At 29.1% G+C, this 22,541-nt stretch carries 23 protein-coding genes; 14 read left to right on the top strand and 9 right to left on the bottom strand.

The window, feature by feature from the left end:
• Positions 1 to 35: 35 nt before the first annotated feature.
• The gene (locus H9W90_RS04635; RefSeq protein WP_187483297.1) at positions 36 to 575 is read left to right on the top strand and encodes a 1-acyl-sn-glycerol-3-phosphate acyltransferase; all 540 of its coding nucleotides are present in this window, start codon (positions 36 to 38) and stop codon (positions 573 to 575) included.
• 152 nt (positions 576 to 727) lie between these two features.
• Here H9W90_RS04635 and pepT read toward each other — a convergent pair whose 3' ends face one another.
• Genes pepT through H9W90_RS04620 form a run of 3 tightly spaced genes read right to left on the bottom strand, consistent with a single transcriptional unit; the run spans position 728 to position 3,577 of the window.
• Entirely contained in the window at positions 728 to 1,969 is a 1,242-nt protein-coding gene (pepT, locus tag H9W90_RS04630; RefSeq protein ID WP_187483296.1) for a peptidase T, read from the bottom strand.
• A gap of 2 nt (positions 1,970 to 1,971) precedes the next feature.
• On the bottom strand, positions 1,972 to 2,529 hold the full coding sequence (locus tag H9W90_RS04625) for a hypothetical protein (protein WP_187483295.1): 558 nt from the start codon (positions 2,527 to 2,529) through the stop codon (positions 1,972 to 1,974).
• Between the two features lie 4 nt (positions 2,530 to 2,533).
• Positions 2,534 to 3,577, bottom strand: a complete 1,044-nt coding sequence (locus tag H9W90_RS04620; RefSeq protein ID WP_187483294.1) for a WD40/YVTN/BNR-like repeat-containing protein — start codon at positions 3,575 to 3,577, stop codon at positions 2,534 to 2,536.
• Positions 3,578 to 3,622: 45 nt separating this feature from the next.
• On the opposite strand from H9W90_RS04620, the gene H9W90_RS04615 reads away from it, so the two are divergent.
• A complete protein-coding gene (locus tag H9W90_RS04615) occupies positions 3,623 to 4,591 on the top strand; it encodes a patatin-like phospholipase family protein (protein WP_187483293.1) in 969 nt (322 codons plus the stop codon).
• Between the two features lie 285 nt (positions 4,592 to 4,876).
• On the opposite strand, the gene H9W90_RS04610 is transcribed toward H9W90_RS04615, so the two are convergent.
• Both H9W90_RS04610 and H9W90_RS04605 read right to left on the bottom strand, forming a co-directional pair.
• Complete coding sequence (locus H9W90_RS04610) at positions 4,877 to 6,349, bottom strand: GFO_1087 family putative carboxy terminal peptidase (RefSeq protein WP_187483292.1); 1,473 nt, start codon at positions 6,347 to 6,349, stop codon at positions 4,877 to 4,879.
• 1 nt (position 6,350) lies between these two features.
• Entirely contained in the window at positions 6,351 to 7,802 is a 1,452-nt protein-coding gene (locus tag H9W90_RS04605; protein WP_187483291.1) for a S41 family peptidase, read from the bottom strand.
• A 167-nt stretch (positions 7,803 to 7,969) separates the two neighbouring features.
• Here H9W90_RS04605 and H9W90_RS04600 point away from each other — a divergent pair, with 167 nt between their 5' ends.
• The 5 genes from H9W90_RS04600 (at position 7,970) to H9W90_RS04580 (ending at position 12,645) form a co-directional block, all read left to right on the top strand.
• Positions 7,970 to 8,479, top strand: a complete 510-nt coding sequence (locus H9W90_RS04600) for a GFO_1088 family ECF-type sigma factor (protein ID WP_187483290.1) — start codon at positions 7,970 to 7,972, stop codon at positions 8,477 to 8,479.
• Positions 8,466 to 8,888, top strand: a complete 423-nt coding sequence (locus tag H9W90_RS04595) for a PG0215 family putative anti-sigma factor (protein WP_187483289.1) — start codon at positions 8,466 to 8,468, stop codon at positions 8,886 to 8,888. The genes H9W90_RS04600 and H9W90_RS04595 overlap by 14 nt, the downstream gene beginning before the upstream one ends.
• A gap of 40 nt (positions 8,889 to 8,928) precedes the next feature.
• On the top strand, positions 8,929 to 9,447 hold the full coding sequence (locus H9W90_RS04590) for a GFO_1090 family protein (RefSeq protein ID WP_187483288.1): 519 nt from the start codon (positions 8,929 to 8,931) through the stop codon (positions 9,445 to 9,447).
• Between the two features lie 64 nt (positions 9,448 to 9,511).
• Positions 9,512 to 10,057, top strand: a complete 546-nt coding sequence (locus H9W90_RS04585) for a GFO_1091 family lipoprotein (RefSeq protein WP_187483287.1) — start codon at positions 9,512 to 9,514, stop codon at positions 10,055 to 10,057.
• A 146-nt stretch (positions 10,058 to 10,203) separates the two neighbouring features.
• Entirely contained in the window at positions 10,204 to 12,645 is a 2,442-nt protein-coding gene (locus H9W90_RS04580) for a M1 family metallopeptidase (RefSeq protein WP_187483286.1), read from the top strand.
• A gap of 163 nt (positions 12,646 to 12,808) precedes the next feature.
• Here H9W90_RS04580 and H9W90_RS04575 read toward each other — a convergent pair whose 3' ends face one another.
• The 3 genes from H9W90_RS04575 to H9W90_RS04565 all read right to left on the bottom strand — a co-directional run bounded on the left by H9W90_RS04575 (position 12,809) and on the right by H9W90_RS04565 (position 15,082).
• Positions 12,809 to 13,528: a hypothetical protein gene (locus tag H9W90_RS04575; RefSeq protein WP_187483285.1), complete on the bottom strand. Its 720-nt coding sequence runs from the start codon at positions 13,526 to 13,528 to the stop codon at positions 12,809 to 12,811.
• Between the two features lie 10 nt (positions 13,529 to 13,538).
• Entirely contained in the window at positions 13,539 to 14,081 is a 543-nt protein-coding gene (locus tag H9W90_RS04570; RefSeq protein WP_187483284.1) for a hypothetical protein, read from the bottom strand.
• 650 nt (positions 14,082 to 14,731) lie between these two features.
• A complete protein-coding gene (locus tag H9W90_RS04565) occupies positions 14,732 to 15,082 on the bottom strand; it encodes a helix-turn-helix domain-containing protein (protein WP_187483283.1) in 351 nt (116 codons plus the stop codon).
• Between the two features lie 348 nt (positions 15,083 to 15,430).
• On the opposite strand from H9W90_RS04565, the gene H9W90_RS04560 reads away from it, so the two are divergent.
• From H9W90_RS04560 to H9W90_RS04535, 6 genes are all read left to right on the top strand, one after another.
• Positions 15,431 to 16,489 (top strand): M14 family metallopeptidase, encoded by a 1,059-nt coding sequence (locus H9W90_RS04560; protein ID WP_187483282.1) that lies wholly within the window; start codon positions 15,431 to 15,433, stop codon positions 16,487 to 16,489.
• A 76-nt stretch (positions 16,490 to 16,565) separates the two neighbouring features.
• Positions 16,566 to 17,045 carry an Lrp/AsnC family transcriptional regulator gene (locus H9W90_RS04555; protein WP_187483281.1) on the top strand — a complete coding sequence of 160 codons (480 nt, stop codon included), beginning with the start codon at positions 16,566 to 16,568 and terminating at the stop codon, positions 17,043 to 17,045.
• A 115-nt stretch (positions 17,046 to 17,160) separates the two neighbouring features.
• Positions 17,161 to 19,149: an alpha-ketoacid dehydrogenase subunit alpha/beta gene (locus H9W90_RS04550; RefSeq protein ID WP_187483280.1), complete on the top strand. Its 1,989-nt coding sequence runs from the start codon at positions 17,161 to 17,163 to the stop codon at positions 19,147 to 19,149.
• A 34-nt stretch (positions 19,150 to 19,183) separates the two neighbouring features.
• On the top strand, positions 19,184 to 20,188 hold the full coding sequence (locus H9W90_RS04545) for an NADP-dependent oxidoreductase (protein WP_187483279.1): 1,005 nt from the start codon (positions 19,184 to 19,186) through the stop codon (positions 20,186 to 20,188).
• Entirely contained in the window at positions 20,188 to 20,373 is a 186-nt protein-coding gene (locus H9W90_RS04540) for a CPXCG motif-containing cysteine-rich protein (protein WP_254712525.1), read from the top strand. The genes H9W90_RS04545 and H9W90_RS04540 overlap by 1 nt, the downstream gene beginning before the upstream one ends.
• A 128-nt stretch (positions 20,374 to 20,501) precedes the next feature.
• Positions 20,502 to 21,116, top strand: a complete 615-nt coding sequence (locus H9W90_RS04535; RefSeq protein WP_187483278.1) for a hypothetical protein — start codon at positions 20,502 to 20,504, stop codon at positions 21,114 to 21,116.
• A gap of 55 nt (positions 21,117 to 21,171) precedes the next feature.
• On the opposite strand, the gene H9W90_RS04530 is transcribed toward H9W90_RS04535, so the two are convergent.
• Positions 21,172 to 21,876 (bottom strand): pseudouridine synthase, encoded by a 705-nt coding sequence (locus H9W90_RS04530; protein ID WP_187483277.1) that lies wholly within the window; start codon positions 21,874 to 21,876, stop codon positions 21,172 to 21,174.
• A 109-nt stretch (positions 21,877 to 21,985) separates the two neighbouring features.
• Between H9W90_RS04530 and H9W90_RS04525 the strand changes: the two genes are divergently transcribed.
• Positions 21,986 to 22,525, top strand: coding sequence for a DUF4251 domain-containing protein (locus tag H9W90_RS04525; RefSeq protein ID WP_187483276.1), 540 nt, complete (start codon positions 21,986 to 21,988; stop codon positions 22,523 to 22,525).
• Positions 22,526 to 22,541: the final 16 nt, after the last annotated feature.

The following is a 22,541-nucleotide window of genomic DNA, read 5'->3' as shown; positions in this document are numbered from 1 at the left end:
TTAAGTCCTTAAATTTATCACTTTTAATAGACAACATGAAACGATTCGCAAGATTTATATTATTTAATATTTTAGGTTGGAAATTGGTTGGTGACTTCTCTAAAGAAGTTAAAAAATATGTAGTTATTGCTGCACCTCACACAAGTTGGGTAGATTTTCCTATTGCAATTTTATCTAGAATGGCTTCTGGGGTTATGATTAATTTTATTGGAAAAAACTCCTTATTTAAAGGACCTTTTGGTTTTTTCTTTAGAGCAATGGGTGGTACACCAGTAGATAGAACAAAAAGTAATAATTTAGTTGATGCTATTGTACAAATATTTAACAACAAAGAAGAATTTAGATTGGGTTTATCTCCTGAAGGAACTCGTAAAAAAGTTGATAAATGGAAAACAGGTTTCTATTATATTGCCAAAGGAGCCAATGTTCCTATAGTAATGGCAACGTTAGATTTTGAAAATAAACAAATTAAAATATCCGAACCATATTACACTACAGCCAATAAAGACAAGGACTTTGAGGTGTTTCATTCTTTTTACAAAGGTATAAAAGGAAAAAATCCTGAATTATTTTAACACTTATGTCTAAATATAAATAAAAATGACTAAATTTGTGCTGTAGACAATATTTTTTTAATAGAGATTAGGGGCTTTATTATTAATGAGTTTGCTAATATAGCATACGCTATGATATAAGTCTTCAGTTTACTGGAGACTTTTTTTTATGCTTATTTAAATTTTTCTGATACCTTTTCTGCAACCTTAACAATAACTTCTGTTGCTTTAATCATAGATTCTACAGGTACATACTCAAAACGTCCATGAAAATTATGTCCTCCAGCAAAAATATTAGGACAAGGTAAACCTTTATATGAAAGTTGAGAACCATCTGTTCCGCCACGAATTGGTTTAATTAACGGGGTAATACCAATATCTTTCATTACTTCTTCAACAATATCTACAATATGCATAACAGGTACAACTTTTTGTTTCATATTAAAATATTGATTTTTAATTTCAACCTTAATCAGTTCTTGACCTAAACGTTCATTAAAATCGAATGCTATTTTTTGCATTAAATATTTACGCTTTTCAAATAAATCTAAATCATGATCTCTAATAATGTATTCCAAAACAGTTTCTTCTACATTTCCATTCATATCATGTAAATGGAAAAAACCTTCATAACCAGTTGTTTTTTCTGGAACTTCTTCTGGGGGAACTACACTTATAAATTCATTTGCAATTAGCATTGAGTTAATCATTTTTCCTTTAGCATAACCAGGATGCACAATTTTACCCGTAATTGTAATTTTTGCTGAAGCTGCGTTAAAATTTTCGTATTCTAGTTCGCCAATTTGGCTTCCATCCATTGTATATGCCCATTCTGCGGCAAATTTTTCTACATCAAATAAATGTGCTCCTTTACCAACTTCTTCATCTGGCGTAAAACAAATTCTAATTTTACCATGTTTTATCTCTGGATTATTTATTAAATATTCCATTGCAGTTACTATTTCAGTAACACCAGCTTTGTCATCTGCGCCTAAAAGTGTGGTACCATCTGTGGTAATTAAAGTCTGACCTTTGTATTGTAATAAATCTTCGAAATAATCTGGTGAAAGAATAATGTTTTTTTCTTCATTTAAAATGATATCATTTCCTTGGTAATTCTCAATTATTTGCGGATTCACGTTTTTTCCTGTGAAATCTGGACTTGTATCAATGTGCGCAACAAAACCAACTGTTGGTACATCATAATCTAAATTACTTGGCAATGTTGCCATGATGTAACAGTTTTCGTCTAAATCGACATCTTTTAACCCTATTTTCTTTAAATCTTTAACTAATATCTTCGCTAAATCCCATTGTTTTTCTGTACTTGGAAATGCAGGGTTGTTAGGATCAGATTCTGTATCTATTCTTACGTATTTAATAAAACGGTCTGTAATATGTTGTTTATCAATCATTTTTATTGATTTATTTTTATATTTTCTATAAGTGAAATTGCTTCACACATTCTTTTATTTACTAAAGAATCTCCATAAATTTCAGCTTTCGCTAAAATGAAGTTTTGCTCGTTTAATTTAATAAAAGCTTGACAAACTTCATATTTGTAAACGCCTTTTTTTCCTTTAGATAAGGTGTAATAAGAAGGTTTATCTAATAAAATTACTTCTTTACCTTCAGTTTGAATTAATTGTTTTCCTAAACTTTCTTGCTCTTGTTTCAATTTAAAAGCTTCATCAAAATTAATAGAATTTCTAATAAAAGTAACATCTAAAAGTAAAGTTTCTGTTAATTGTTTTGTAGTATCTGCTGTATAAATAGATGATTGCGTTTCATCATAATATAAGTTTGTTTTCCAGCTTTTAGGAAGTTGAAGAGTAAAAAGTTTCTTTACATCTTTAGTTTCTTCTAAATTTTTAAAACTTGTAGATTCACAATTAAAACTCTTACTAATTTCTGATTGTTTTTGGCAAGAAAAGAGTAGAAGTATAGCAAAAAAGCTAATAATAAGATATTTCATAAATCTATTTTAAAAGCAATTTGCCTATTTTATTATTTCCAGATAACCAAGCTGTGTTTTTATCTACAAACTGAATGGAATAATAACCATCTTTAGAAACTTCTTTCCAAGTTTTACCAGCATTATTAGAGAAAGAAATTCCTGTTTTTCCAACCGCAAAAACTTCTTTTCCATCTGTATTTGGAACGTATTGCACACAACTTTTGTAGTTTGGGTTTTCACCATCTGCAAGAAGTGTCCAAGTTTTTCCACCATCAATTGTAATTGCTTTGTTAGCTTTGTTCTCTTCTGGTTTAGAATAATCGCCACCAATTACAATTCCGTTATTTTTATCAGCAAAATCAATAGAATAAATACCTTGTGGGCCATTTCCCTGTATAATTGGCGTATTATAAATTGCCCAAGTTTTCCCAAAATCATCAGATTTTAAAACCCTTGCTTTTTTTCCTCCAGATGCAATCCAAACTGTACTTCCAATTGTTTTAATATTGGTGTTACTTGCTGCAAAAAATGCTTCTCCGTCTTCAAAAACAGGTAAATTATTACAAGAAATTTTGTTCCAAGTTTTCCCTCCATCTTCAGTAAGAATAATTGAGGCACAATTTTCTGTTGGATCTCCAACTGCAATTCCGTGTTTGTTATCATCAAAAAAATGCATAGAATCATAAAATACTTTTACGTGTTCTTCAGAATAAACTAATTCCGTTTCATTATCGGTAATTTTATACAACAATGCAGGGTTTCCAACAGATAGAACAAAAGAATCTTCTTTATTTAATGCAAGACTTCTAAAAGCGGGTTTTATGGAATCTTTATACATAATAGTTGTTTTCTCCCATGAATTTCCGCCATTCTTTGTAAAACCAATATTTCCGTTAGAACCTGCAAAATATACAGTTTCTGAATCTATTACTTGAATTGCTCTAATACTTGTACTCTCTATTTTATATTCTTTAATAGTAACTTTTTCTATATTTCTAGGTATATATTCTTGCTTACAAGAAATTAAAAAAAGGAAAGCAAAAATAATTACGATTATTCTTTTCATTTTTAATATTTTTATACGACTAAAGTAAACAAATCATAATAGATAATGAAGAAAGCATTGGTAATTTCTGGAGGTGGAAGTAAAGGCGCGTTTGCAGGTGGTGTTGCACAATACCTTATGAAAAATGAAGGAAATACATATGATTTGTTTTTAGGAACTTCTACAGGAAGTTTAATGGTTTCTCACTTAGCTTTAGGTATGTTAGATGAGTTAAAAGAATTATACACAAACGTAAATCAAGAAACCATTTTTAGTAACAATCCGTTTACAATTAAAAAAGTTGCTGGCGAAAAAATTATAAGCATCAACCATTTAAATACTTTTTGGAACTTCTTAAACGGTAGAAAAACTTTTGGAGAAAGTAAAAACTTAAGAAGCTTAATCAAAAATAAGATTACCAAAGAAATGTATGTTAAGATTAGAGCTGCCAACAAAGAAGTTGTGGTGACCGTTTCTAATTTAACGGCAAACCAAATTGAATATAAATCTATACAAGATTGTACTTACGAAGACTTTTGCGATTGGATTTGGGGTTCTTGCAACTACGTTCCTTTTATGAGTTTGTTAGAAAAAGATCATTGCCAATATGCAGATGGAGGTTTTGGTTCTTTGGTGCCAATTAGAGAAGCCATTTTAAGAGGAGCAACAGAAATTGATGCCATTATTCTAGAAACAGAAGTAACCCAAATAAACAGATTGCATTCTAAAAATCCGTTTTCTTTGCTGTTTGATGTCTTCGATTTTATGTTAACACACGTAGAAAGACACAATATTACCATTGGTAAATTGGCAGCTAACAACAAAAATGTAAAACTAAACTTATATTATACACCAACTGTTCTAACAACAAATTCATTGGTTTTTGATCAAAATTTAATGCGCAAATGGTGGAAATCTGGATTTAAATATGCCAAGTCTAAACGAGAAGAATTAATGAGTGAATTTAGACCAGATATTCTTACAGATCAAGAAATTGAAGAAGGAATAGAAGATGTAGAAAACTTGAATATTTAAGTTTTTTTTGAAGCTATTTCCTGCTTTTCGCACTCGCTTTTTTTCAAAAAAGAAAAAAGAGCTCAAACAAATGCTACAATCAGGGCTAGGCTTGTTTGCCAACTTTTTTTTAATTATTGAAGCATAAAACTATTTAAATAATAAAATCCAAAAAATATAGATTAAAGAATTTGAGTTAAAAATTCCGAATGAAGAAGAGGAAAATTCGAATAATCAAATGAGTTTATTGTAAAAAAAAAATCCAGCAAAAGCTGGATTTTATATTTTTAGAAGTTAATTAAAGTTTTATTTCTTTAAAACTTTAACATACATGTTGTTACTTGCAGGTGTTGCTAATTTAGAATTATAAATTTCAGAATATTCAACACTTTTTTGACTAAAATTCCCTTTAGATCCAGTAGAAATATAAGTAAGAGTTCTATCCAATAAAGGATCTGATCGTTCTCCTAAAACACCTAAATTACCATAATCTTCAGCTAATGCAATTCCTGGACTTGTAACCGAACCTGGTGTATAACCATTTGGATTATTTTGGCCGTTCTTGTTAGAAATTTCTAAAACAATGGGCTGCATTGCGTATCTATGATCTGGGTTTAAATTATTTCCATCTCTTTGTAAATCTTCAGAATCATATAATGTAATAGAACCTACTTGTTTACCAACAGTTTTTGTTCCAACTAGTTTCACATCAATATAAGCACTTAAAGCATTAATAACCAATTCTGATGCAGATGCAGTACTACCAGAAACAATAAAATAAACGCTATTTAAATTTAAACTATTAATATTTTCCTGTACAACTACATTACCATTTTGGTCGGTATTTTTAATTTCATCTGTAAAGTTATTTAAAAACCTATCCGCAGAAACAGCATCTTGTACTTTTTCATTCCAAATTTCTTTAGAATATAATTGTCCGTTAAATTGACCAGTTATCATACCTCCTAAATAGGTTGACGTTCTAACAGAACCACCACCATTGTAACGTAAATCTATAATTAATTCATCTACATTTGCAGCTTTAAAATTAGCAAAAGCGGCATTTAATTGCCTGTCATAAGTACTTGCAAATTGATTGTATAATAAATATCCTATTTTTTTATTTCCATCTGTAATCACTTTAGAAATTGCCACAGGATTTTCTTGAAGTTGAGTTTTATTTAAATTAACAGAAGTACCGTTAGAAATTGGATTCCCATTATTATAATCTGCAAACTCTGCTGTATAATTTGTAGAATTTCCAAACAATAAACTAGTGTAATTACTATCTGTTAATTGAGTTCCGTTAACTGCGTTAAAAAGCATTCCACGTTTTATTCCTTTAGCTGCAGCATCTGAATTTGGTATTACATAACGTACATAACCATAAATATTTACAGCACTATTATTATATCTTTTTAATCCAAACTCCATTCCGTTACTAACATTAATTCCTTGGAAAGAGTTTTCTAGTTCAATATAATCATCAACAATCCAAGAAAAACGATCTGCTGGTCTGTTTAACAAACTTTCAAAAACATTTTCTGGTGAAGAATAACCTCTAAAGTAAGTATATAACTCACTAAAAGTAGCAAATCTATTATCTGCTAAATCTGGAACATCTTTCTGCCATAAATAGTAAGCATTCATTCCATTCCAAATAAAATAATTGATATCATCATTTACAACTGGTTCAATGACATCTTCAGAATCACTTTTTGTACAAGATGCAATTAAAAGTAAAAAAGTTAGTATGCTTAATTGTATAATTTTTTTCATATTAATTGGTATTTGGTAAATTTTGTTTGATAAATACACCTTTATCAGTTTCTCTTTGTGCATTAATACTGTTATAAATAAACTCTAAATCGGAAGAATTACAAGTAGAACTACCAACATTACCGGTTGAAACATAATTTAAAACACGGTTTAAAATCGGGTCAGATGTTTCTCCAAAAACTCCTAAATTTAAAATATTCTCATTTGCACATAAATCTACGTTGGGTGTAAATCCGTTTTCATATGTTTCGTCGTTTTTATTTAGAAAACTTAACACAATAGGTTGTAAAGCTACAGTATGAGTTTCATTTCTATTAGCAAAATCGTAATCTTCAGAATTGTATAAAGTTATTGAACCAGTATTATTTCCGCTAGTAGAATTACCAATAACATGAACGTTTATATGAGGTCTTAAGCTATTAATTAATAATTCTATAGCAGAAGAACCTGTAAAATTATTTCCATTTAAAATAATATAAACATCCGATAAATTCAAGCTATTAATGTTTGCTGTTTTATTTAGCTTTAATGGAAACTTGGTTACCAAAGAATCTGGCTGATTTGCCAAAAACCAAGGTTGTGCTTTTGTATTCCATTCTTCTTTTATAACAACTTCATCTGTAAACTGCCCAGTTATCATAGCAGCAATTTGCGATATATTTTTAGCAAAACTTCCTCCACCAATATTATATCTTAAATCTAAAACTAATTCATTAACAGATTGATTTTTAAAACTTAAAAATGTCTCGTTTAAATCGTTTATGTAATTTCTAGAAAAATCATTATTATAAACTAAATAGCCAATATTGTTTGCTCCAGAAGTAAAAGTTTTTTCTAGAAAGATAGCCGAATGTTCATAATCTAATCTTTCTAAAGTAACTTGTTTAAGATTTGGTGTAACTGTAGTTCCATTAAAATCTGCCATTTCTAAAGTTAATGTTGCAGTTGTTGGATATAACAAATCTAAAAAATTATCTTTAGTTAATTGTATACCATTTACAGCATGAAAAAATTCACCTCTTTCAATATTTTTTGTAGTAGCATCAGAATTTGGTAAAATAAGAGAAACATATGCTAAAACATTATTCATGCTACCAGGTTCTGCTATTATTCCGAATTCCATTCCGTTAGTTAAAGAATTTCTTAAAGGAATTTCGTCTAAATTGGTGTAATCTTCAATTAAAGTCGATTTTGCATCCGTATTTATAAGCAAACTAGAAAACAGTGTGTTGTAATCTGGAAATCCACTTAGATAAGCATTTAATTCTTGATCAGAATTAAAACGCCTATCAGATAAATCTTCTATTTGATCTTGATGTAAATAGTATGCGTTTAAACCTTTCCAAACAAAATCATGAACAATTAAATTGTCTGGAACTTCATAATCTTTAGAACAATTAAAAAAAAATGAAGTTATAAAAAGAATTGCAGCTATTTTAAAAACGTTTTTCATGTATATTTTTATGAATCTTTATAGTAAAACTAACGCAATATAAATAGAAATAGTATTATTTTTAAAATATGTTGTAACAAAATATATTGTTGTTCGTCGTAATTATGTAAACCCGATAAAAAGAAAGATAAAAATTTAGAGTTTACAAAAATAATCAACCAAAGAAAATGAACCAATCAGACTTTTTAAAAGTGGTTTTACCGTTTAAAGATAAGGTCTTTCGTCTAGCAAAAAGATTGTTAGTTTCTAGAGAAGAAGCTGAAGATGCTACACAAGAACTCCTTTTTAAACTGTGGAAAAGCAAAGAAAAAATTGCTGATTATAAAAATGTTGAAGCTTTTGCTATGACCATGACAAAGAATTATTGTTATGACAGACTAAAATCTAAACAAGCAAGTAACTTAACATTAGTACATAGCAATTACAAAGAGAAAGAAACAGCTCTGGATAAGAAAATAGAACATCAAGACAGTGTAAACCAAGTACACCAATTGATAGAAAACTTACCAGAACAACAAAAAATTATTATTCAATTAAGAGACATTGAACAATATGATTTTGATGAGATCTGCAAAATGGTAGATATGAAACCAACTGCAGTTAGAGTAGCCTTGTCTAGAGCAAGAAAAACAATTAGAGAAGAATTAATTAAAAAACACAACTATGGAGTTAGCTAACATAGAAAAATTAGTAGAAAAATATTTAAACGCAGAAACTTCATTGCAAGAAGAAACAACCTTAAAAAACTATTTTAAAGAAGGTAATGTGGCACAGCACTTGCAAGAGTATTCATATATGTTTAATTATTTTGAAGCAGCAAAAGATGAAACGTTTACAAAAACCATTCAGTTAGAACCAAAGAAATCTAAAAAGAGAAACTTTAAATGGTTATCTGTAGCAGCGTCTATAATGCTTTTATTTAGTGTGTTTATCGGAAACGAACAATACAAAAAACACCAAGCAGAAAAGAAGTTTGAACAAGTAAGTAATGCTTTAAAGTTGTTATCTACCAATCTTCAAAAAGGAGAACAAGCAGTAGCAACTTTATACACATATGAAAACACAGTTAACAAAATATTAAAATAAACCAAGTAAAAGTTAAATAAACCAAGTAAACACAGAAATTATGAAAAAAATAATATTATTAATAGCGTTAATAGTTACTCCAATGGTAACAAGCGCACAGTCATTTTTCGATAAATTAGAAGATATGGATGGAGTAGATGTGGTAGTAGTTACCAAAGATGCTTTTGAAATGATCTCTAAATTCAAAAATGTAAAAATAGAAGATAATGAAACACTTAAGGTTTTTGAAATGATTCAAGAATTAAAAGAACTAAAAGTATTTTCTACAGACGATGCAGGTATTGCAAACCAAATGGATGTAATGGTAAAAACAGCCATTAAAACACAAAACTTAACAGAATTTATGCGTGTAAAAAGCGATGATTCTAGAGTTAAAATTTACATGAAAACTGGTAAAAACAAAGATTATGTTAGTGAAGTTTTAATGTTTGTAAAAGGTGTAAACAAAAAAACGAAAGAGGATGTAGATTCTGTAATCATTTCTTTAACAGGAAATATAGATATCAACAAATTGTCTGATTTAGCAGATACTTTTTCGAAAGACAAGAAAAATAAGTAAACTAGATTTATAAGTCGGGTTTTCTAAAAATCCGACTTTATTAAATCGTTAAAACCCATATCAAATGAAAAAATTAACCACAATATTCTCTCTAATCCTATTAGTTGCTTTTGCTACTTCTTGTAAAAATGAAAAATCTTTACAAAGTTATTTAGTAGACTCTAGTGCTAAAGAAGGTTTTATGACAGGAGATTTACCAGTTGGTTCTATGCTAACTGCTAAAGCAGATGTTTCTGACGAAGTAAAAGAAACCATAAAAAGCATTAAAAAAATTAATGTTGCTTTCTTACAAAAAACTGCAGATAATGATACTGCTTATGAAACTGAAAAAGCAAAATTAAAAAGCATTTTTGCAGATAATGACACTTACAAAACGTTAATGTCTATGAAAATGAAAGGAATGAATGTAAAACTTTATTATTCTGGCGATACAGAATCTATAGATGAAGTAATTGCTTTTGGTTATGGAAAAGAAGCTGGAGTAGGAGTTGCAAGGTTGTTAGGAGAAAACATGAATCCTGCAAAAATTATAGAGATGATGAACAGTGTAAACGTAGATGGAAATGGTTCTTCAATAAAACAATTTGCTAAAATGTTTAATGTAAAATAAATTTACAACCATATTTTTAAAAGCCACAATCTTATTTAGATTGTGGCTTTTTTTATTTGTTTTGGTATACTTTTTGAAATTAACTAGTCATTAACAGCTTCAACCTTTTTATTTCTTATTTTTGAAGCTTGAAGAAAATGATATTTATGAAGATTCAAAAAATCCTACTATTTCTTTTTGTAATGCTAGCAACTGTTAGTTTTTCGCAAAACTCTAATACTTATAGACCAGAAAGAGATAAAGTTCATGATTTAGTGCACACCAAATTAAAAGTCGATTTCAATTTTAGTGAAAAACAATTAAATGGAGAAGCTTGGGTAACTGCAAAACCTCATTTTTACGCTTCAAATACTTTTACTTTAGACGCAAAAAGTATGATTATTCATCAAGTTTCTATAAATAATAAAAAATTACCATACAATTATGATGATTTTCAGTTGTTAATAGAGTTACCTAAAGAATATAAAAGAGACGAAGAATTTACTATTTACATTAAATATACTGCAAGACCAGAAAAAGTAAAACAGCAAGGAAGCTTGGCAATTACAGATGCAAAAGGTTTGTATTTTATAAATGCAGATGGTGCAGATAAAAATAAGCCAACCCAAATTTGGACACAAGGTGAAACTGAAGCAAGTAGCTGTTGGTTTCCTACAATTGATTCCCCAAACCAGAAAACTACACAAGAAATTTATATTACAGTTCCAGATAAATTTAAAACACTTTCTAACGGAAAATTGGTCAATCAAACCAAAACCGGAACAAACAGAACAGATTACTGGAAATTAGACCAAAAACACGCACCTTACCTGTTTTTTATGGGAATTGGTGAATATGAAATCATTAAAGATTCTTACAAAAATATTCCTATTGATTATTATGTAGAAAAAGAATACGCACCTTATGCAAAAGATATTTTTGGTTTAACACCAGAAATGATGGGCTTTTTCTCTACGCTTTTAGGCGTAGATTATCCTTGGAACAAATACAGCCAAATTGTTGGTAGAGATTATGTTTCTGGTGCAATGGAAAACACAACTGCTGTAATTCATGGCGAAAAAGCATATCAAAAGCCAGGACAATTAATAGATAAAAATGTGCAAGAAAACACTATTGCACATGAACTGTTTCATCATTGGTTTGGTAATTTAGTAACATCAGAAAGTTGGTCTAACTTAACTTTAAATGAATCATTTGCAAATTATAGCGAGTATTTATGGAGAGAACATAAATACGGAAAGTTAGATGCAGATATGCATTTGTTTGAAGATGTGGAGGCGTATATGAATGGTCAGAATTTTGACAAGCATTTAGTACGTTTCAATTATGATGACAAAGAAGACATGTTTGATTTGGTTAGCTACAACAAAGGTGGAGCAATTTTACACATGTTGCGAAATTATTTAGGAGATAAAGCTTTCTTTGAAGGTTTAAAGACTTATTTAACCGAGTTTCAATACAAATCTACTGAAGCACATCAATTGCGTTTAATCTTTGAGAAAATAATTGGTAAAGATTTAAATTGGTTTTTTAATCAATGGTATTTTGGAGCTGGACATCCAAAAATTGAAATTTCTTACGATTACAACACCATTCAGAAAAAAGTAACTGTAAACATTATTCAATTACAAGCAGCAACGTTTAAATTTCCTTTTGCAATTGATATTTTCGAAGATGGTAAAAGAACTCGCCACACAGTTTTTGTAGATGGTAAAGATGCATCATTTACTTTTCCTTATATAAAACAACCAACATTAATTCAGGTTAATGCAGATGGAGTAGTTTTATGTGAAATTAATGAAAATAAGGTTTTAAGCGATTATATGTTTCAATTAAAAAATGCTGAAAACTTTGCACATAGAAAAGAAGCTTTGTTAGAAGTAGTAAAAAAACAAGATGACAAAGATGCTTTTAAAGCAGTAGTAGATGCAATGAACGATCCTTCTTACAAGATTAGAATTTTGGCGTTAGAAAATGTAGATTTAATAAATAAGTTTTCTAAAAAAGATGCCATTCAGAAAATAATGAAAATTGCAAATTCAGATAAAAAAACATTAGTACAAGCTGCTGCTATAGAAACATTAGGGAAACTTACAGATCCAGTATTAAAATCTGTATTTGTTAAAGAGTTAGAAAGCAAATCGTATGCAGTTCTTGGCAAGGCATTGGTTGCTGTTTATTATGTAGACAAACCTTTGGCTATAGCTAAATCTAAAGAATTACCAGATGAAGTAAGACAAATTTTAGCAGCGCCATTAACACGTATTTTTATTGAAGAACAAGATGAAAGTGAATTGCCATTTATAGCAAAAAATGTTTTATCTGGAATGTTTTTAACAGGAGATGATGCAACAAAAGTAATTTTTCAAAAAGCATTTAAACAGATTTCTGAAAGCAATAATTCGGAAGCCATACAAAATTTAGTAGATGATATGGTTGTTAAAGGAAACCAGTTTAAAAGTTTTAATTTCGATAAAGTTGTTATCAATTTAATGAGAACTATGATAAACGATCAGAAAAATAAAGAAACTAAAAATAGAGCTAGAAACACCGAAATTATTAAAGAAGCAATGGCAAAGTTGTTGTAGATTTATTTTTGAATATTCGCTAACGGTCTCTTTTTAATGTGCAGTAAATGACTTTATACGGTTACTATTCATTTTATATTATACTTAAAAAATAGTAGCGGTTTGGGTACTTACTCAAACCGCTATTGCTTATACAGATTATTGTAAAAACGTTTTTTAATTTTTATTTTAAATCACATAATATTCCGTAATCGTCTAAGAATTTTTTGATTTCATCACCTCTAAAAGGAAAATAATTTCCATCTTCTATTTTTTTAACAATCTCTGGACAATGTGATAGATTTCTTCCAGCGGTTCGTTTAAAGGGTTTCTGCTCATGCACAGATATAGAATAGATTTCACCTTCATATATATTATCTTTTTTTGATTGAATATAATATAGATGTTTTAAAAAAGGATTAACAGCCCTAAATAATCTAGCCTGCTCGTTTTCGTAAATCAATTCATACATCATATTATTTTTCAATAATATGTTTGGATTTTTTTTGATTACAAAAATTTTAAACGTATCAAGAACTTTATTTAATTTATCTGTTTGTTCATATAATCGTGTTGAATCTAACATTTTTCTTTTCTCAAGAAGTTCTTTCAGCTTAGTGATTGTGTTTTTATCATAAATCTCAACATATCTAAATTTTTCTACAGTCCAATCTTTAGTTGTTTCTTCTACTGGTTTTTCTTTTAAAAAAACAATTGATGAATAATCAACGGGATTAACAAAACCAAATCCTGTACCTATACTATCGTTAGAAGTTCTGTACATAAGTGGTTTAAAGTCCTTGGAATTTTGTTTTACATTTAAAACTCGATACCCAATTTGTGCTTGGGTATAAGAATTAAATAATAAAAAAAACATGATGAATGAATAATGGAATCTTTTCATTTTCTTATAATTATTTGTTTGAAAACACATACGAGAACGATAATCCTAGAGAATTTGCCGAGATTTTTTGGCCCATCTCCGATTTATAATCTAATATGGTGTAAGTAACAGCTACCCACTTGTAACCAATCTCAAATCTCGTTCCAAGTGTACCTTTAAAATCGATATCATCTACAAATCCATCTCCCTTTAATCTTACATTTTGATGAGACGTGATTCCAACACCTAATCTAAAGTCCTCCTTTATTACCCAATATGGCATTAGATGAATAGGTATTCTTGTCAAACGAATATTTGCATTGTCTGCAGCAGTTGTTGTGTATTTTATACCAATAGAGGCACGTAGCATAAAATTTTTCGTTTCTCGAAACTCAAACTGTCCTCCAAGGGTAAGAAATCCACCTTGACCAGCTCTCATCTTTTGATTATCACCATCTTCAAAAAAAACAGTTAAAATCTCGTCTCCTCCAAATTCTCCACCACCTTCAATCAGGAATTTAGCTATCAAAGGATTTTTGGTTTGTTGTGAATGAGCCTCTGAATAAATTAGCATTAGGCCCAAATTAAATAATAATAGTATTTTTTTCATTTAAGAATCATCTTTTTTATTTGATTTATATTCTAAACAAATTTAGATTATTTACTTATAGCTTTTACATAATTGTAGTAGTTAAATAAAATATTTTTTTGTTAAAATTTACACTTAAAACCATATTAATCAGTAAGTTAAATTTACATGTATTTTATTATATTTTTAATAAATTACTTATTGTTTTATAAATAAAAAATCAAAATTATTTGCGCAATAAGGTCTTTTTTTAAGAATTCGTCAGATTATATATTATGATGTTAGAAATAGTCTCTAAATTTTAAATAAAACAATTAAGATTAATAGGTTTATGACGACAAGAAATTCTTCTAGCGGAGGTACTTTTATCGTTAAATAATGAAAGAAAACTATTGAAGTGAGCTAATTTAAAGTTTCAGTTTAAAGGGTCCTGAATTTGACGTTGTAGGCTTTGTATTATTTTATATACAATCTAAAATTAATGAGTTCTTTATTCAAGATTTGTTATAATGTTTTTCAACATTTTCATGTTCACGTTTATTCAACTTTCTAATGTTTTATATAAGTAGTTAACTAAATTATTTTTTTAAGGAGAAAATCAACCGTTAAAATACCAATTAAAAAACACAAGTTAATTACTTCTTATACTCATCAAAAGTTCCATCAGAGTAAAAAACAACAATACGTTGTATTTTTTTTCCATCGGTTTCAGAATTCATATTTAATAATGATGGAGTAGAAGTAAAGTTCGTTTCTTCATTTTTAGGAAAACTTCCTGTTCCATTTAATAACCATTTAATATCTACGTTTGAAAATTCTGTAGTTACTTTTAAAATAAAATCTAAACTCGGTTTATTTCTTCCAGACAAAATATGAGAAATACTAGAACGTTGCACACCAACTTTATCTGCAAAAGTAGAGGCAGATAATTGCTCATATTCCATCACTTTTTTCAATCTATTTGTAAACTCATCACTGTTTATCATTGTAATCTTTTTATTTGTTACAAATGTAAAACAACTGTTTTAATGTACAATGTTAAAATTTATTTTCTTTAGAAAGAAACAAAAGATAATTAAACTAAAACTTTAAATAACAATTGTAAGTAACTTAAATTAAACTATTTAAATTATATTTATAAATAATATTGATATAATTTATTCTAGTTATCGTGTTTTATCAATCAGTAAAATTAATTTGTTTACAAAAGTAATATTTTTATCACAACTCAGAGTTTACATTTGTAACATGTAACCAATTTACAATTGTAACATTTTAGTTTGTTAACAAATGTGAATGCTGTATTTTTGACAAATATTATCAGCATAAAAAAAATGAAAATACTCACGCAAGAATTTTTAGAAAGCATTTTTAAGAAACAAACAGAAACTTCTCTTTTTGGAAAATGGATAACTTTTAACGACTTAAAAGATTTGTTTTCTAAATACGAAACTGTTTTTCAAGTTTCAGAAATTGGAACTTCCGAAGAAAATAGATCGATAATGCAATTAAAAATTGGTTCAGGAAAAAAGAAAATCTTGATTTGGTCTCAGATGCATGGAAATGAAAGTACAGGTACAAAAGCGGTTTTCGATTTATTTAATTGTTTTCTAAATGCTGATAAAAAGGAATTTACTAACATTTTAAAAGAATGCACATTGGTTTTTATACCAATGTTAAACCCTGATGGTTCTCAAGCATACACACGAGTGAACGCTAATAATATTGATTTAAACAGAGATGCTGTAGATAGAGTTGCCAAGGAAAGCAAACTATTAAGAAGCGTTTTAGAAAATTTTAATCCGCAATTTTGTTTCAATTTACATGATCAAAGAACAATATTTGGAGTAGAAGGGACTAAAAACCCAGCAACTATTTCTTTTTTAGCGCCTTCAGAAGAAGAAACTAGAGAAATTACTGAAGGCAGAAAGCAAACAATGAATGTAATAGTTGCTATGAATAAAATGTTACAGAACATTATTCCAAATTATGTTGGAAGATATACTGACGAATTTTACCCAACTGCAACAGGAGATAACTTTCAGAAATTGGGTTACAATACTATTTTAATAGAATCTGGCCATTATCCAAATGATTATAATAGAGAAGAATCTAGAAAATACACGTTCTATTCTTTGTTGCAAGGTATTCACCATATTGCAGAGTCAACAAATTTTAGTGATTTTGAAGAATATTTTACTATTCCTAATAATGATAAAATTTTCTACGATGTTATTCACAGATATAAAGATTCAAAAAACGCTAAAGCCTATCAATATGAAGACAAAATTATTGATAATCAGTTGGTTTCAAATTTAGTAGAAATTGAAGAAAATGACTTAAATTCCAAAATCGGACACAACGAAATCGTTTTCGATAGCAATAATTATTAGATATTTCTCACTTTTCATCTTGTTTAATTAAATTAAATTCATAAATTTGCATTGTTAAATGAATAATACGCAAAAAATGAAAAAATTTATTTTAGATGAAATCGATCATCAAATTCTAGACATTTTAATAGAGAATGCAAGAACTCCATTTACAGACATTGCAAAGCAACTTTTAGTATCTGCTGGAACAATTCACGTTCGTGTTAAAAAAATGGAAGATGAAGGTATTATTCAAGGTTCTACACTTACATTAAATTACGAAAAAATGGGTTATTCTTTTATAGCGCATGTTGGTGTATTTTTAGAAAAAACTTCTATGACACAAGCTGTTATTGAGAATTTAAGAAAAATACCAAACGTAACTGTTGCTTATGTAACTGCTGGTAAATACAATATTTTCTGTAAAGTAAGAGCAAAAGGAACTAATGATGCAAAAGACATTATCTATGCAATTGATGAAGTTCCTGGAGTAAATAGAACAGAAACAATGATTGCTTTAGAAGAAAGTATCAACGATAAAAAGAGAATGATGCACGCAATTTTTAAAGAATTGTAGTATTTATTGCCTTAATAAAATAGTTAAAAATCCTTATCATTAAAATGATAAGGATTTTTTTATGGATTATACTTCTTTATGATTATGTTTGTTAAGATTCCGAAATTAACAATATATGTCATCAAAAATTGAATTTAATGTAAATTCTATCTCAAATGAAACGTTGTTTCAATTATATAAAAGCATGTTAAAACCTCGTTTAATCGAGGAAAAAATGCTAATTCTATTAAGACAAGGAAAAATTTCTAAATGGTTTTCTGGTATTGGACAAGAAGCAATTGCAGTTGGTGTAACTTCTGTATTAGAAAAAGACGAATATATTTTGCCAATGCATAGAAATCTTGGTGTTTTTACTACTAGAGAAATTCCTTTACATAGACTGTTTTCTCAATGGCAAGGAAAAATGAACGGCTTTACAAAAGGTAGAGATAGAAGTTTTCATTTTGGTACGCAAGAATACAATATTGTTGGAATGATTTCTCATTTAGGCCCACAAATGGGAATTGCAGACGGAATTGCATTAGCCAACAAGCTCAAAAATAACAATAAAATTTGCGCAGTTTTTACTGGAGAAGGAGGGACAAGTGAAGGTGATTTTCATGAAGCTTTAAATGTGGCTTCTGTTTGGAGTTTACCTGTTTTATTTTGTGTAGAAAATAATGGCTATGGTTTATCTACACCAAGTTCAGAGCAATTTAATTGTAAAAACATTGCAGATAAAGGAGCTGGTTACGGAATGGAAAGCCATATTATAGATGGCAATAATATTCTAGAAGTATACTCTAAAGTAGATGAAATTGCAAAAAGTGTTCGTAAAAACCCAAGACCTGTTTTAATTGAGTTTAAAACCTTTAGAATGCGTGGCCATGAAGAAGCTAGTGGCACAAAATATGTTCCACAAGATTTATTAGATTATTGGGGCGCAAAAGATCCTTTAGAAAATTATCAAGCATTTTTAAAGTCAGAAGGAATACTAACTGAAGAAATAGAAGTTTCTTTAAAAGAAGAAATTATACAAGAAATAAACGAGCATTTACAACTGGCTTATGATGAAGAGAAAATTACACCGAATTTAGAAACAGAATTGAATGATGTATACAAAAACCATCAATACAAAGCAATTTTACCAGCTACAGAAAAGAAGAATATTCGTTTAATTGATGCCGTTTCAGAAGGATTAAGACAATCCATGGAAAAATATGATGATTTGGTAATCATGGGACAAGATGTTGCTGAATATGGTGGTGTTTTTAAAATAACTGATGGTTTTGTAGAAAAGTTCGGAAAAGAACGTGTTAGAAATACACCAATTTGTGAATCTGCAATTGTTTCTGCAGCGTATGGTTTATCAGTAAACGGAATGAAAGCTGTTGTAGAAATGCAATTTGCAGATTTTGTTTCATCTGGTTTTAACCCGATTGTAAACTTATTAGCAAAATCTCATTATAGATGGAATGAAAATGCAGATGTTGTGGTACGAATGCCTTGTGGAGCAGGAGTTGGCGCAGGACCTTTTCATAGCCAAACAAATGAAGCTTGGTTTACAAAAACCCCAGGTTTAAAAGTGGTGTACCCAGCATTTCCACAAGATGCAAAAGGTTTGTTGATTGAAGCGATTAATGACCCAAATCCGGTTTTATTTTTCGAACATAAAGCTCTGTACAGATCAGTGTATCAAGATGTTTCTGAAAACTATTTTACAACAGAAATAGGAAAAGCTACACTTTTAAAAGAAGGAAATGAAGTTACAATAATTAGTTACGGAGCAGGAATTCACTGGGCTTTAGAATCTTTAGAGAAAAACGCTGCTATTTCTGCCGATTTAATCGATTTAAGAACCTTACAACCTTTAGATGCAGAAACTATTTATAAATCAGTAAAAAAGACAGGAAGGGCAATTATTGTACAAGAAGATTCGTTATTTGGTGGAATTGCAAGCGATATTTCTGCATTAATAACAGAGAATTGTTTCGAGTTTTTAGACGCACCAGTAAAAAGATTGGCAAGTATAGAAACGCCAATTCCTTTTGAACCTAATCTAGAAAAACAATATTTAGCAAAAAATAAGTTAGAAAAGTCTATTTTAGAATTGATTGCTTATTAAAAAAATACTATTTTTAGTCCTTTAAAATATAAAAATGAACAACAAACAGATCATCTTCAAAAAAAGACCACAAGGAACTCCAGATTCAGATACTTGGCAATTAGAAAACAATCCTGTTCCAGCCTTAGAAGAAGGAGAAATTTTAATTGAACAACATTATATTTCTTTAGACCCAGCAATGCGTGGTTGGATGAATGACACAAAATCTTACATTCCACCAATTGCAATAGATGCTGTCATGAGATCTGGTTCTATTGGTAAAGTAATTCAAAATAATGGAAACCCTAAATTCGAGATTGGAGACTGTGTTACAAGTTGGGGTGGTGTGCAGCAGTATGCAATTACTAATGGAGATGGTTGGTATAAAGTTGACGAAAAATTAGCGCCAATGCCAATGTATTTAGGTACTTTAGGTATGCCAGGTATGACAGCCTATTTCGGAATTAAAGAAGTTGGTAAAATTAAAGAAGGAGATATTGTGTTGGTTTCTGGTGCAGCAGGAGCAGTAGGTTCTATTGTTGGACAAATTGCCAAAATAAAAGGCTGTACTGTAATTGGTATTGCTGGTGGAAAAGAAAAGTGCGATTATATTAAAAACGAATTAGGTTTCGATGATGCAATCGACTATAAATCAGAAAATATTTATTCAGCACTAAAAAAGAAATGTCCTAAAGGAGTTGATGTTTATTTTGATAATGTTGGTGGTGTAATTTTAGATGCAGCTTTAAGCAAATTAAGAATGCATGCAAGAGTCGTTATTTGTGGTGCAATATCTCAATATAACAAAAAAGCTAAAATTGATGGACCAAGCAATTATTTATCGCTTTTAGTAACACGTTCTACCATGCAAGGAATGGTTGTTATGGATTATACCAAAGATTTTGCGACAGCCGCAAAACAAATGGGTGAGTGGTTGCAACAAGGAAAACTAAAGTCTAGAGAAGACGTCTATGAAGGAATTGAAAACTTCCAAGAAACCTACAACAGATTATTTTCTGGAGACAAAAACGGAAAATTAGTTCTAAAGGTAATAGAATAGTGGAATTAGAGCATTTTTTTCAATGTCCACATTGTTGGGAAGAAATTTCTATGATTTTAGATGCGAGCGTACGTCAACAAACTTATATAGAAGATTGTGAGGTTTGCTGTAATCCTATTGAAGTAAGACCTGCTTTTGAAGATGGAGAATTGGTTTCTTTCGATTCCCAATCTATAGAGCAGTAGTTTTTTTTGAAGCTATTTCCTGCTTTCCACTATATCTTTTCCTCATACTTCAGAAAAGGATGCCGTTTCAATCAGGGCTAAACTTGTTTGTAAGCTTTAGTTATTCATAAAACTAATGATTTATATATATGAGAAATGACAAATTAACATTTAAGCCAAGTATTAAGTCAGTAACTTTTGGAATTGTTGGAATCATATTTTTTGGAGCATTTACTTTTATAATGTTGTCTAATAAATGGACAGTTAATGAGGAAACAAATGAAATAGTTGGCTCTATTATTATGTGGATTATAACTCTAATTTTTCTTTTCTTTACTTTAAGTAATTTAGTTTGGCTACTCAATACTAAAATTATTAAACTCAATTCTAGAGAGTTACAAATAATTAAACCTTTGATTTTTTTATATAAGTCAATCTACATTAAAGATATTAAAAAGGTTTATCAAAAAAAATATAAAATTAAATCATCGTTTAAAGGTCAATCTTTAAATGTTTATGATGGACTAAAAACAATTGTTGTTCTTAAAAATGAAAAAGAAATCTATATAAACTCTTTTGATACAATTGATTATAATAAATTTAATAGAGCCATAAAACAACTAATTTCATCAAAAAGCAATAATGAATTCGAACCTGAAGACATTTCTACATTAAATAAATGGAACGGCGTTGGTTGGTTGGTATTTGCAATTTTTACAGCTTTAATAATTATTTGGGCTTTTATAATAAAACCAAGAACCTAAATAAACCTTATACACATAGTAAAATTAGTAAAAATGGAGCATTTTCCATTGCTATTTAATCTAAAGGATTTTCCCAAGAAAACTCTTCAAACAAAGTAACCCAGTCTTTTGGAAAAGAAGCTTTTAAAACTAGTTTTTCAGCTGAAAAAGGATGAGTAAATTCGAGTTTTCCAGCATGTAAAAACATCTTTTCACAACCAAAATTTTCTTCGAACATGATATTGTGATTCTTATCTCCATATTTTGGATCGCCAATTAAAGGATGACTAATTTTATTAGCATGCACTCTTAATTGATGCATTCTTCCTGTTTTTGGTAACAATTCTACCAAACTATAACGTGAAGAATCATAAGGTTTTACAGGAATTTCTAACGTAACTTTTGCTAACGTTTTTAAATGCGTTTCTGCTTCTTTATGCACATTTGCATCTCTTCCTTTTACTGGTGAATCTATAATTTTAGATTCTGGAGAATGGCCACGTACAATTCCATAATAGGTTTTCTGAATCTCTTGTGCAGTAAATAATTCTTGAAATTTAGAAACGTATTCTTTTTCTTTTGCTAATAAGATAATTCCAGATGTTTTTCTATCCAATCTATGAATAGGATATACTTTTATACCTTTTTCCTCAAAAATTGATTGTAGAAGAGAAGTTTCATCTGCAACATTTCTAGAATGATGTGCATGATGTACCAACATATTATTTGGCTTACTAACGCATAAGATATATTCATCTTCAAAAACTACAGTTACACTCATTTTTGTTTTTTAGGATTCAAAAATACTGTTTAATTTGTGATAAGTTTATATATTTTTTAAAACGAATTTTGTAAATTTAGTAAGTTATTAATCAGTAAAATACCATATTATGAGAATAGCAATTTTATCTCTTTTAGTAGTTTTTATGAGTTGTGGAACTTCTAAAAGCACAGCAACAGCATCAGAAATTAATAATTTAAAGCAAATGGTAGCTAATAAAAGAATAGAAGCTTCTTTTGATTGGGCAAGACCTTTGGGAATTAATAATGTAAGAGGTTTAGAGAATTTAATACCACCAGGAAGCACTATAAATAATATAAACTTATCAGGTAATGCTAACTTTTTTAGAATTAAAGGAGATAGTATTCATATGGATTTACCTTATTATGGAACCCAGCAATTATCTACTGGCTATAATTCTGATGGGGGAGTTAAGTTTGAAGGAAAAATTAAGAAAGAAGAATCCTTTTACGATGCAAACAAAGGAGCTTATATTTTAAAATATTCTTTAGATGCTAAAAAAGAAAATTACGGAGTTACCCTAACACTGTATGCTAATAATAAAAGCATTTTAGACTTAAATAGCAGTCATAGAACTAATATAAATTATACTGGAAACTGGAAAGAATTAAAGGAAACTTCTAAATAATGTTTTAGTGTAATTA

The organism is Polaribacter pectinis, assembly GCF_014352875.1.
Lineage (GTDB): Bacteria > Bacteroidota > Bacteroidia > Flavobacteriales > Flavobacteriaceae > Polaribacter > Polaribacter pectinis.
The sequence above is the reverse complement of the archived record's forward strand: the minus strand, read 5'-3'. Positions and strand labels throughout refer to the sequence as shown.

Bases quoted from the DNA above. Each gene is read 5' to 3' on its own strand.
- H9W90_RS04635 (WP_187483297.1), top strand. From the start codon at position 36: ATGAAACGATTCGCAAGATTTATATTATTTAATATTTTAGGTTGGAAA.
- pepT (WP_187483296.1), bottom strand. From the start codon at position 1,969: ATGATTGATAAACAACATATTACAGACCGTTTTATTAAATACGTAAGA.
- H9W90_RS04625 (WP_187483295.1), bottom strand. From the start codon at position 2,529: ATGAAATATCTTATTATTAGCTTTTTTGCTATACTTCTACTCTTTTCT.
- H9W90_RS04620 (WP_187483294.1), bottom strand. From the start codon at position 3,577: ATGAAAAGAATAATCGTAATTATTTTTGCTTTCCTTTTTTTAATTTCT.
- H9W90_RS04615 (WP_187483293.1), top strand. From the start codon at position 3,623: ATGAAGAAAGCATTGGTAATTTCTGGAGGTGGAAGTAAAGGCGCGTTT.
- H9W90_RS04610 (WP_187483292.1), bottom strand. From the start codon at position 6,349: ATGAAAAAAATTATACAATTAAGCATACTAACTTTTTTACTTTTAATT.
- H9W90_RS04605 (WP_187483291.1), bottom strand. From the start codon at position 7,802: ATGAAAAACGTTTTTAAAATAGCTGCAATTCTTTTTATAACTTCATTT.
- H9W90_RS04600 (WP_187483290.1), top strand. From the start codon at position 7,970: ATGAACCAATCAGACTTTTTAAAAGTGGTTTTACCGTTTAAAGATAAG.
- H9W90_RS04595 (WP_187483289.1), top strand. From the start codon at position 8,466: ATGGAGTTAGCTAACATAGAAAAATTAGTAGAAAAATATTTAAACGCA.
- H9W90_RS04590 (WP_187483288.1), top strand. From the start codon at position 8,929: ATGAAAAAAATAATATTATTAATAGCGTTAATAGTTACTCCAATGGTA.
- H9W90_RS04585 (WP_187483287.1), top strand. From the start codon at position 9,512: ATGAAAAAATTAACCACAATATTCTCTCTAATCCTATTAGTTGCTTTT.
- H9W90_RS04580 (WP_187483286.1), top strand. From the start codon at position 10,204: ATGAAGATTCAAAAAATCCTACTATTTCTTTTTGTAATGCTAGCAACT.
- H9W90_RS04575 (WP_187483285.1), bottom strand. From the start codon at position 13,528: ATGAAAAGATTCCATTATTCATTCATCATGTTTTTTTTATTATTTAAT.
- H9W90_RS04570 (WP_187483284.1), bottom strand. From the start codon at position 14,081: ATGCTAATTTATTCAGAGGCTCATTCACAACAAACCAAAAATCCTTTG.
- H9W90_RS04565 (WP_187483283.1), bottom strand. From the start codon at position 15,082: ATGATAAACAGTGATGAGTTTACAAATAGATTGAAAAAAGTGATGGAA.
- H9W90_RS04560 (WP_187483282.1), top strand. From the start codon at position 15,431: ATGAAAATACTCACGCAAGAATTTTTAGAAAGCATTTTTAAGAAACAA.
- H9W90_RS04555 (WP_187483281.1), top strand. From the start codon at position 16,566: ATGAAAAAATTTATTTTAGATGAAATCGATCATCAAATTCTAGACATT.
- H9W90_RS04550 (WP_187483280.1), top strand. From the start codon at position 17,161: ATGTCATCAAAAATTGAATTTAATGTAAATTCTATCTCAAATGAAACG.
- H9W90_RS04545 (WP_187483279.1), top strand. From the start codon at position 19,184: ATGAACAACAAACAGATCATCTTCAAAAAAAGACCACAAGGAACTCCA.
- H9W90_RS04535 (WP_187483278.1), top strand. From the start codon at position 20,502: ATGAGAAATGACAAATTAACATTTAAGCCAAGTATTAAGTCAGTAACT.
- H9W90_RS04530 (WP_187483277.1), bottom strand. From the start codon at position 21,876: ATGAGTGTAACTGTAGTTTTTGAAGATGAATATATCTTATGCGTTAGT.
- H9W90_RS04525 (WP_187483276.1), top strand. From the start codon at position 21,986: ATGAGAATAGCAATTTTATCTCTTTTAGTAGTTTTTATGAGTTGTGGA.